This is a genomic window from Pseudofrankia coriaricola (assembly GCF_032027725.1).
Classification (GTDB): Bacteria; Actinomycetota; Actinomycetes; order Frankiales; family Frankiaceae; genus Pseudofrankia.
The window spans coordinates 1-9,545 of record NZ_JASNFO010000158.1; the positions used below are offsets into that span (position 1 = coordinate 1).

The following is a 9,545-nucleotide window of genomic DNA, read 5'->3' on the forward strand; positions in this document are numbered from 1 at the left end:
GACCGGCCCGTTACGCGTCGACACCGTCTTCGTGGACATCCCGTTACGGGAGTTCCCCGTCCCGTGGCCGGCCGGATCGCCGACCTCGTACCCGAGATGGTCGGTCATCTCGACCTGCAGAGCACGCTCCAGGACGGCCTTCGTCATCCGGTTCAACAGACCATCAACCCCGTCGACCGGCGTTCCGGTCGCTTTCGCATCCTTCAACAACGCGTCGATCGCATCCGGCGCGAAAGCCTCCGCGATCCTCTGTGCCGCCGCCTCGTCATTTGTCCGAAGCGTTCCATTCTGCGTCATTCGGTGTCCATTTCTGATCCACCCGATCAAGGTAGATCGATCCTGGTCCACCTCCGACTTACACAGTCGTCGTCGTCATGACACGCCCGGCGTGGCGGGAGGAGAAGGACCTCCCGCCCAGCAGAGACCGGATCTGCTCGCCGTATGACACCGACGCCCGGTACGCGACCAAACGTGGCTCCGGCTGGGAAGGCTACAAGATCCATCTTACGGAGACCTGCGACGACGTGAGTACCACCGGCACGCCGCACCTGGTCGTCAACGTGACCACCACCGACGCGACCGTCACCGACGTGGAGAAGCTCGAAGACATCCACAGAGATCTCCATCGCAGGTCGCTGCTTCCCGCCGAGCATCTGGTCGATGCGGGCTACACCAGCGCCGAATTCCTTATCGACTCGAAACGCGATTTCGGCATCACGCTGACAGGCCCGCTGCGAGCCAGCAACTCCCCCCGGTTCAGGCCGGGGACGGGTTCGACCGCGCCGCGTTCACTATCGACTGGGACAACCAGCACGCCACCTGCCCGCAGGGCGTGACCAGCACGATCTGGTCGCCCTGCAGCGAACGCGGCCGAGAATCGATTGTGGTGCGTTTCCCCGTCACAGCATGCCAGCCATGCCCCCTCCGGGGCACAATGCAACCGCTCGACCCGGAATGGCCGCCAGTTGATGCTCCGTCGCCGCGACGTTCATGAAACGGTCGAGCAGGCCCGCGCCGACCAGAACACCGACGCGTGGAAACAGCGCTACGCGACCCGCGCCGGCGTCGAAGGCACCATCCACCAGACGGTCGCCGTCACCCGGATCCGTCGCTGCCGCTACACCGGACTCCCCAAGACCCGGCTTGCCCACGTGTTCGCCGCCACCGCCCTCAACCTGATCAGATTCGACGCCTGGTGGACCGGCACCCCACTCGACCGGCCGCGGGCCAGCCACCTCACAAGACGCGACCTCGACCACGCTGCGTAACCGAACAAGGCAACAGAGTCCTTGAGATGACCAAACTTCACCCAGACCCCCAAGGGATCATTTAACCTACGGCCATTGCCCCCGGCACTGTCCTACGGTGGCACCGCCGTGGCGACGAGTACGCCGATGTCGGGGCCCGACTTCCCTCAAATTAGTGCGCAAGGCCAGGTCCCACGATCAGCGCGAGTGCGTCGCGGAGATCGGCGGGGAGGGGGTCCTCGGCGGTAAGGATCTGTCCGCCGGCGCGGATCTGGATGGTGCGGTAGCGCCGGGCGGTGCGCACGAACTTTCGGATGGACCAGCCGGTGCGTTCCTCGACGTGGCGGACGACGGCGAGGGCGGCGAACACGATGGTCAGGTGTGCGTCGATCGACTCGCGTTTGTGGTGGTAGATCGGCCGGGCGGCCAGGTCGGACTTGCTCATCCTGAAGGATTTCTCGATGTTGAGCAGGCGGCTGTAGGCCTGCAGGGTGAACTCCGGGGTCGGGTTGTCGATGTTGGTGATGTAGCCCTTGAACCCCGCCAACGCGCGGGCCCTGGCCTCCAGGGCGCGGTTGACGGCCTTGTCCGCGCCGGTGAGCTGGACGAACCGGTTGCGCTTGACCGGGATCTTCCCGGCGACGGCCTTCTCGGCCTTGCCGACCTGTTCGTCGATGCCGCGCATGGTGCGCCGGGCGCGGTCGGCCTTGTATTGGTAGTAGATGACCTGGTCGCGGCGCTGGTCGGTGGGGCTGGCGGGCCAGGGCTGGGTGAAGATCTGCCCGTCGGCGATCTCGCTGTCGGGGTTGTCCCTGCGCCACGAGCTGATGACATAGGGAATGTCGGGGATCTTCATGCCGAGGATGAACGACAGCCCCTCGGCCTCGATCGCCTTGCGGTTGGCCTCCGAGATCATGCCGGCGTCGGCGACGACGGTGACGTCGCGCAGCCGGTGGGTGGCCATGAACGCCTTGATGACGGGGAGCATGGTGTGGGTCTCGGCCTTGTTGCCCTCGAACGCCTCGATCATCAGCGGGAAGCCGGACGCGTCGGTGAGCAGGCCCAGGGTGATCTGGGGTTCGAGGCGGCGTTCCTTGGAGTAGCCGGGCTCGCGGAACCCGTCGCCCTGGTCGGTCTCGAAGTAGAGGGTCGTGGCGTCGTAGAGCACCAGGGACGCCGGCCCGAGCGCCGCGTGCGCCGCGCAGGCGGTCGCCAGCCGTTGCCGGTAGGCGTCGGTGGCGTACTTCGGCAGGGCGCGCTCGACAGTCGCGTAGGACGCCGCGGCGACGCCGACCTCCTCGAGGACACGGCGCGCGTCGCGCTTGCTGGTCGGCTCGATGATCCTCGCCAGCACCAGGTCACGGAACACCCGGTCACCGCCGGTCGCATCGTCCAGGCCGACCGCGTCGTAGGCACGGCACAGCGCGTCCCACAGATGCCCCATCCGGGACGCGACGATCGGCAGCGGCGCGCCTGGCGCGCCGGCCACGTCCAGGCCGAGGTCGAGTTCGCCCTGCCCGGCCGCGAGCCGCTGGTACGCGACCGCCTTGAGCGCTTCGAGTTCCGCCTCGTCGTGCGCCGATCCGACGTGGTCCATCGTCCGCGACCCACGCCGGTTGGAGTACACGATCTGCACCGCGGTCGCGCCCGACGCGGTCCGCACGGTGCGTACATAGGCCACAGACCCCAGCGTAGGGCCCCGGATTAGTGCACAAAAACAGAAGCCCTGGCCAGCGAACCCCCAGGTCAGCGACCCATGGAACCGATCAACCCGCGATCTTGAGGGAAGTCAGGTCCTACGGTGGCACCGCCGTGGCGACGAGTACGCCGATGTCGGGGCCGCCGGCCGTCTGCGGGATAGGTGAACGCTGTGGTGCACGGATTCCTCGCCGAAGACAGCTGCCAGTCTCTGGGAGGTGATTACTTCGCACGTGTCCCGTCGACATCGAGGAGTTCCCGCTGTGCCGCGACAGTTCCATGGCCCGTGCCCGCAACACCTCGATCGTCTCTGCCTGAGCCGCAACCAACGCGACGAGCTCCTCGCGCGACAGCTCCTCCGGACCCTGGCACCCGCCGAGACCACCACGTCACAGGGGCAGCACGCACGCGCCGACATCCGCCGCGCCGGACAACATCCAAAACCTGCCTACCCACAGCAAGATCTATGAGACGCCTGAGAATGCCTACTTCGGCCGATAGCGCCTTGGTATACAATAATAGTGTGTCGGCTGGGGACAACCAACTCGCGCCGACTGGTAACGAACCGTGTGTGCAGGCGGGTCGCAACGGTTTACAGCGGCGGCGTCACAACCCGGGCGAGGGGTACCAGCTCCGCTCGGAGATTACACGGGCCGCCATGCGGCTGCTTGAGACGACTCCATCCTCGAAAATTACACTACGTGCGGTAGTACGTGAAGCCGGCATATCGGCGCCAGCGATTTACCTTCAGTTCTCTGGCCGCCAGGAAATGATGCTCCATATCGGCAGGGTCGCCTGGCGAGAGTTGGCCTTGGAGATGGAGCACGCCGACGCGCAAGTTCAAAAGAACGGACCCTACAAATAGCTTCAGGCCCAAATGCGAGCGTACCTGCGCTACGCGGTGGCTAGCAAGACTCGCTATGACCTGTTATTCGGCGTCGATCCCGGAATTGAGCTCGAACTGGATGATGAGCGTCTACCCACCCGACCCGTCTATACTACGCTTAGACGCGCCATTGAACGCTGTCTAGGGGCAGGCTACGCGTTGCAGCTCGACAGTTTGGATGACATGACTATCCTCGTCTTTAGCGTCGCCCACGGCAACGTGGCGCTCGCCGACGCAATGAATTCTCCCTTAACCGGGCCCATACGAATTAGCAGTTATGTCGATCGCGTCCTACTGTACGTACGTTAGTTGCGGCGCCGCCAGAGGCCATAGGCAGGGGTCGTTGAATTAAATAGCCCGCTGCGCACCACGACAGGCTGCAGTACCGCCCCATGCATCAGTCCTCCTGGTCTTCCAGGCGGACGATTAGGTCCAGGAAATAGTCCGCGATCTTCGTCGCGGTGAGCTCGTCGTCGACGTCCACGATCTGCAGTGCGGCGGCGTGCACGAGACTGGTGACGGCACAGGCACTCGAATTGGGCAGAGGCGGTTTGCCAATGGTCAGGCCCCGAGCGCCGTGCATGAACTTTGCGTCGGCTTCCCGCCGCACGCTCGCAAAGCCAGGCGGCCCGTCGTTGCCCAGCACGATCCGGGAGATCTTGCGCGTCTTCCAGGTATCTATGAGATGTGCCTTGGCGCCCGTCACGTACAGGGCGACCGGACGGGTCTCGCCGGCGGCCCGTGCGCGCTCGGTCGCCTCCCTCGAAGCGACGGCATGGCTGTTGAGCATCGCGCGGGCCAAGGCCATGAACACCTCGGCCTTACCACCGAACCGATGGTAGATGCTCCCGACACTCACTCCTGACAGCTTAACGATGTCATTGATGCTGGTGCCTTCATAACCCTGCTTGGCGAATAGCACCCCGGCCGCGTCGAGGACCGCGCGTTCGGTATCGGCCGACTTAGGCCGATGGCTGGCCCTCTTCGCCCGGAGGACGCTCACCTCCGGGGGGAGCTCGAGGTTCAGATCGGGCTCAGACATCGTCTCCAGCTCCCGCGGTAGATCCCCTCGAAGGCCACAGCGCCTCCAGACTGTTCTAGAAGCGCGCCTGGAAGCATACCAGGCGCGACGGCGCGGCTGCGATCATCAGGGGACGCCCGAAAAGCTCGCGTGGTTGGGTGTCGTGGCTGCCTCGACGATCGCGTTGCAGGTGTCGCATGGCCACGGTCATGACTACAGCCGGCCGGGTAAGCCGCCGATCGCCTGGGATGATCCCGGCGCCGGGCGGTCCGTCAGCGCCCTCGTCGGCGACAGGCCCAGGCGAGCGCCGAACCCGACATCGGGATCACCACCGGCAGCCTGCTCGCCCGCGGTGCCGGTCATGGCAGCGGCGAGGGCGCGGTCAGCGCCGCCCTGCTCGGCGCTGACCCGACAATCAACCCAGATCAGCCAACCCCCACAACCAAAGCGCGGAGGTTGGAGCCGCGACTCTTGCGTTAGAGCACGATTCTAGTATCGTGCACTGGTCGACGGTATCGACTATCCGAGGAGGCGGTCGTGCCGAGGTCCTTGCAGCATCGTCGGCACGTGGGTATGTCATACCGGCACCGCGCTCCGTGGCGCCGCCGAAGCCGCACTCCGACCCACCTTCGGGCGGCATCGTCGAGGCCGTGGGAAGCGCCGTCACCGGCGTCGAGGTCGGCGACCACGTCGTCGTCACCTACGACGGTTGCGGCCGGTGCGCGCTGCCGGGAAGGCCGCCACGCCACTGCGCTCTGTGGTCGGACCTCAACGGTGGTCCGTCAGCGAGCCGTAGCAACCCGGCCGCCACCGACGTTTGCCGTTTCGACCGGCGTGCTTCGAGGGGATGAGCGCGGACGGAGACAGGAGGAAATCGGCGATATGGGACAAGGTGATTCTTCGTGAAAATCAATGCTGATCTGGTCGGCGTGAAACTTGGGCCGTTGCCCGGAAGTTGGGACAGCCCTGACTGGGTCGCGGTAGGGACCGCCCTTGCAGGCGGCCCCCCGCACAGATCCCAGCGTGCGGGACTACCGCACTGGGCTCCTGCCTTGGGTAGTGGCGTTGAACCGTGCGGCGGGGTAGGGATGCCGGGATCGGGCGGGCGGTAGCCATCGTTTCGCGACGGGGCTCATCCGTGCCCAGTTCAGGCGTTTGCGCTGGCTGCGGCGCCGTAGCGCCTTGAACCAGTGTCGCGTTACCTGGGTCGGAAGGCTGCCATTGCGTCCGTGTTGCCGGGGACAGCGTAGTAGTTGAGATGTCCGTTCACCACGCTGCCCAGCCAACGCCCCTGTTCGGGGATGGGTAGGTGACGGCGCCGCTTGATCTCTTTCTTGAGCTCGCGCAGCTCTGCCGTCATCCGCTTCTTGTCCGTGACCCGCCTCACTCAGAAGTTGCCCCGCTTGGACACCGCGCACATGTGCGTGAAGCCCAGGAAGCGGAACGTCTCGGGTTTGCCCTCCCCGCGTTCTGACCGGCGCCGGGCGGTGTGCCGTCCGAACTCGATCAGCCGGGTATTGTCGGGGTCCAGGCCGAACTTCGAGAACCTCTCACGCTCCTGCTGATCCGCGTCGCCGAACGCCGATCCGAGCAAACCTGGCGCACACTCCGCCGCCAGACCGGCCGGATCATGCAGATCACCCTGACCGGCCCCGCCGGCACGGTCGCCCAGACGACCGCTCTCACCCCGGCCCAGAAGGCCGTCTACCAGGACGTTTCCGTCCCACCACCCACCCGGGTCACCGCCTTCGACCCCACCTGATCACCCCACGAAAACCCCCGCCAGGGCCGGCCAGCGCGTGGATACACGCCCCCACCCGGCCCCACACGAGTTTCCGCAGATCAACACCATGATCATCACATCCATGTGACCACCAACTGCGGAACTCGGGGTTCATCTTCGCCAACAGGCGGCCCTAGAGAACCTCTGGTTCTCAGAGTCGGAGGGTTGTCCTGAGTCTTGTTCGAAGTGGGCGGTTCGTCACCTGTGTCGGTCTGGGATCGACTGCTCGACGGTGACTGGGAGTTAGGTAGCCACGGGTAGTCGTGCGTGCGCTGCCTGGTTGGCCACGAGCCGGCGGAGGGTGTCGAGTGCGTCGGTGAGTTCGGGTGGGGCGTTGGGCCGGTCGGGTGCCATCAGCGGGCGCAGGAGATGGTCGTAGATCTTCACGTAGAGGTGCGCGAAGAGCAGTCCGTCGTCGGTGACGGTGTAGCTGTTGCGGCCAGGGATCTTGTCGATCAGACCGTTGCGGACGAGTCGGGTCAGGTCGTAGCTGGCCTGGTTCATGCTGTAGGGACGGTGCAGCAGGCCGGTCATCTGGGCGCGCAGGCCCCTGTTGGTGATGCCGGTGACCGTGAACAGCAGGGCGGCGAGCGTGCCGGCCAGGGCTTGGACTCGAAGGTCGCCGAACCGCAGCGCGGGCGCCTTCCTACCCTCGTCGGTGAGCGAGGGTCTGGTGATCCGTTCAAGGACGGGACTCACGAGCGTGGTGTCCTGAGGAGCGGTCTCGGTGGCCAGGAGGTAGTCGTTGACCGTGCGGGCTTTCTCCCGTAGTTCGGGCAGGTTCGTCAGCCGCCGGTTGCAGCGCAGGTCGTGTGGGTCGTTGATGACGGTCTCGATCCGCAGCGCGGCGCCGTTCTTGAGGTACTGCTTGAGCCGGGAGTGCCGGTAGAACACGTTGAGGGTGACCAGGTCGCAGAGCCGGTCGATCGCCGTCTTGAAGCCGCTGAAGTACGGCGGGAGCGTGGGGCGGCCGAGCCGCTGGCCGCGGCGGAAGAGTAGTTCGACGTTCTCGGGGCGGCCGAGGTCCATGTTGTCGGTCAGCAGCGCCTCGAAGAACGCCCGCGCGTGCACGTCCGCGTCGAACACGAGGGTGCGGGAGACCTCGACCTGGCGCATCGACAGTTCCCACCACACCCCGGCGTCCCGGTCGGTGTCGGTCAGTGGCAGTGGGATCTGTGACATCCAGCGTTCGAACCAGAGCTGGATCGTGCCGGGCTGGAGCCGGTCACAGACCTCCTGGAGCGCGGCCGGGTCGTCGCAGGAGGCGAACCCGTTGGACAGCGCGGTGAACCCGATCCCGGCCTTGGCCGCCTGGCGTTTCGCGTACTCGTGGCCGTTGACCCAGGCCTTGATCGGATACGGGAAGTAGGAGCAGATCTTTATGAAGCCCGGTCCCATGTCCGCGTCGAAGAGGTAGACGTAGAACACCGTCACCCGGCGCTGTTCCTTGGTGAAGGAGAACTGTGGGCCCTTGGCCGGGTCGGTGTCGCGCCGCCGCGCGGTCCAGACGAGCTGGTACTCCTGCGCGGTGCCAATCGCGGCGACCTGGGACTGGCCGTCCTGCTCGGCGGCGGCGAGGTAGGGGGCCATCACGTCGGCCTTGCGGTCTCCGGCCGCGAACCGGATCATCGGGATGGTGTTGGCGTCCGCCCACTGCCTGAGGTCGCGGCGGAACTTGTTGCCCATCGGCTCGAACAGCGCCGGGGACACGATCGGCTTGCCGCGGTGCTCGGCGAAGAACCAGATCACCCCGCCCTGCGTCTGCAGGCTCGGCACGTAACCGTTGAGGTAGATCCGGTCCAGGCAGGAGATGTCCAGACTGACGTGGCCGGCCACCATCTCCGCCGCGGTCGCCACCGGACCCGCCATCGCGATCACCCCGCTACCTGCATGAACAGCCTGGTGGGGAGGGTGATCGGGCCGGCAGCGTCGCTACCAGAGCACGCCCGTGGTCCTCGGTGGTCCGAGGCGAAGCCTCTCTGGACGAGTGAGTCCGAAGTCTGGGCGGGCGGTGGCCGGGCATAGAGAGAGGGTTTCCAAGGTCATGTTGTGACGCAAGACCTAGAAACCCTCCTGACCGCACTTTACGTGAAGATCGACGACCGGATCGGAGGGCGACGACGGACCGGCCGGCCACCCACGCTGAGCGACTCCGAGCTCGTCTGCCTCGCGGTCGCCCAGGCCCTGCTCGGTCACCACTCCGAGGCCCGGTGGCTGCGCTACGCCCGCAAGCACCTGACCGGGATGTTCCCCTACCTGCCGGGCCAGTCCGGCTACAACCGGCGGCTCAAGTCGGCGTTGCCGCTGGTCAAAGAGGCGATCCGGGCGGTGGCGGTCGACAGCGACTTCTGGTTCGACAACCACTGGATCACGGACGCGACCCCGGTCCCGTGCGGGATGTCGCGGCCCACCGTGCAGCGCTCCGAGATGGCGGGCTGGGCCAGCTACGGCTACTGCGCGTCGCACTCCCGGTTCTACTGGGGGCTCAAGCTCTACCTGGTCTGCACCCCAACCGGCATGCCGGTGCTGTGGGCCCTGGCCAACCCGAAGATCGGCGAACGGGAGGTGCTCGCCGCGATGCTCGAACACGACACCGACCTGATCGCCGGACGAGGCCGGATCCTGCTGATCGCCGACAAGGGGTTCGCCTCGAAGGACCTCGAGGCCGCGCTCGCCGAGCAGCGCATCGACCTGCTCCGGCCGCACCGCAAGGAGGAGACGGAGCGCCACGGCGAGCCGATGCTCAAGAAGGTCCGCCAGCTCATCGAGTCGGTCAACGACACCCTCAAGGGCCAGCTCGACCTGGAACAACACGGCGGGCGGACCTTCGAGGGCGTCGCGATCCGCGTCGCCCAACGCCTGCTGGCGATGGCCACGGCGATCTGGCACAACAACAAGACCGCCGCACCC

At 66.1% G+C, this 9,545-nt stretch carries 12 protein-coding genes; 7 read left to right on the forward strand and 5 right to left on the reverse strand.

All coding sequences use genetic code 11. The features are described 5' to 3' along the window. Positions 1–297: transposase (locus QOZ89_RS45995; RefSeq protein ID WP_397428973.1), on the reverse strand; the 297-nt coding region annotated here is incomplete at its 3' end. Positions 298–374: 77 nt separating this feature from the next. On the opposite strand from QOZ89_RS45995, the gene QOZ89_RS46000 reads away from it, so the two are divergent. Together QOZ89_RS46000 and QOZ89_RS46005 are read left to right on the forward strand one after the other, a co-directional pair. Then, positions 375–836, forward strand: coding sequence for a hypothetical protein (locus QOZ89_RS46000; protein WP_071049816.1), 462 nt, complete (start codon positions 375–377; stop codon positions 834–836). Positions 837–881: 45 nt separating this feature from the next. Next, positions 882–1,268: a transposase gene (locus QOZ89_RS46005; RefSeq protein WP_116271575.1), complete on the forward strand. Its 387-nt coding sequence runs from the start codon at positions 882–884 to the stop codon at positions 1,266–1,268. A 151-nt stretch (positions 1,269–1,419) separates the two neighbouring features. Here QOZ89_RS46005 and QOZ89_RS46010 read toward each other — a convergent pair whose 3' ends face one another. Next, entirely contained in the window at positions 1,420–2,928 is a 1,509-nt protein-coding gene (locus QOZ89_RS46010; RefSeq protein WP_491723698.1) for an IS1634 family transposase, read from the reverse strand. Between the two features lie 498 nt (positions 2,929–3,426). Between QOZ89_RS46010 and QOZ89_RS48125 the strand changes: the two genes are divergently transcribed. Both QOZ89_RS48125 and QOZ89_RS48130 read left to right on the forward strand, forming a co-directional pair. Further along, positions 3,427–3,810 (forward strand): TetR/AcrR family transcriptional regulator, encoded by a 384-nt coding sequence (locus QOZ89_RS48125; protein WP_083418885.1) that lies wholly within the window; start codon positions 3,427–3,429, stop codon positions 3,808–3,810. A 12-nt stretch (positions 3,811–3,822) separates the two neighbouring features. Then, on the forward strand, positions 3,823–4,140 hold the full coding sequence (locus QOZ89_RS48130; protein ID WP_397428972.1) for a TetR-like C-terminal domain-containing protein: 318 nt from the start codon (positions 3,823–3,825) through the stop codon (positions 4,138–4,140). Positions 4,141–4,228: 88 nt separating this feature from the next. On the opposite strand, the gene QOZ89_RS46015 is transcribed toward QOZ89_RS48130, so the two are convergent. Further along, positions 4,229–4,873 (reverse strand): TetR/AcrR family transcriptional regulator, encoded by a 645-nt coding sequence (locus QOZ89_RS46015; RefSeq protein WP_071049820.1) that lies wholly within the window; start codon positions 4,871–4,873, stop codon positions 4,229–4,231. A gap of 575 nt (positions 4,874–5,448) precedes the next feature. On the opposite strand from QOZ89_RS46015, the gene QOZ89_RS46020 reads away from it, so the two are divergent. Further along, positions 5,449–5,703, forward strand: coding sequence for an alcohol dehydrogenase catalytic domain-containing protein (locus QOZ89_RS46020; RefSeq protein WP_071049821.1), 255 nt, complete (start codon positions 5,449–5,451; stop codon positions 5,701–5,703). 536 nt (positions 5,704–6,239) lie between these two features. Here QOZ89_RS46020 and QOZ89_RS46025 read toward each other — a convergent pair. Beyond that, positions 6,240–6,446 (reverse strand): hypothetical protein, encoded by a 207-nt coding sequence (locus tag QOZ89_RS46025; RefSeq protein WP_312630299.1) that lies wholly within the window; start codon positions 6,444–6,446, stop codon positions 6,240–6,242. 36 nt (positions 6,447–6,482) lie between these two features. Between QOZ89_RS46025 and QOZ89_RS46030 the strand changes: the two genes are divergently transcribed. Beyond that, a complete protein-coding gene (locus QOZ89_RS46030) occupies positions 6,483–6,614 on the forward strand; it encodes a hypothetical protein (protein ID WP_274536551.1) in 132 nt (43 codons plus the stop codon). Positions 6,615–6,878: 264 nt separating this feature from the next. On the opposite strand, the gene QOZ89_RS46035 is transcribed toward QOZ89_RS46030, so the two are convergent. Then, positions 6,879–8,504, reverse strand: a complete 1,626-nt coding sequence (locus tag QOZ89_RS46035) for a hypothetical protein (protein ID WP_312630300.1) — start codon at positions 8,502–8,504, stop codon at positions 6,879–6,881. A gap of 180 nt (positions 8,505–8,684) precedes the next feature. Here QOZ89_RS46035 and QOZ89_RS46040 point away from each other — a divergent pair. Continuing rightward, positions 8,685–9,545 (forward strand): IS982 family transposase (locus QOZ89_RS46040; protein ID WP_312630301.1); only part of this gene is annotated, 861 nt, incomplete at its 3' end.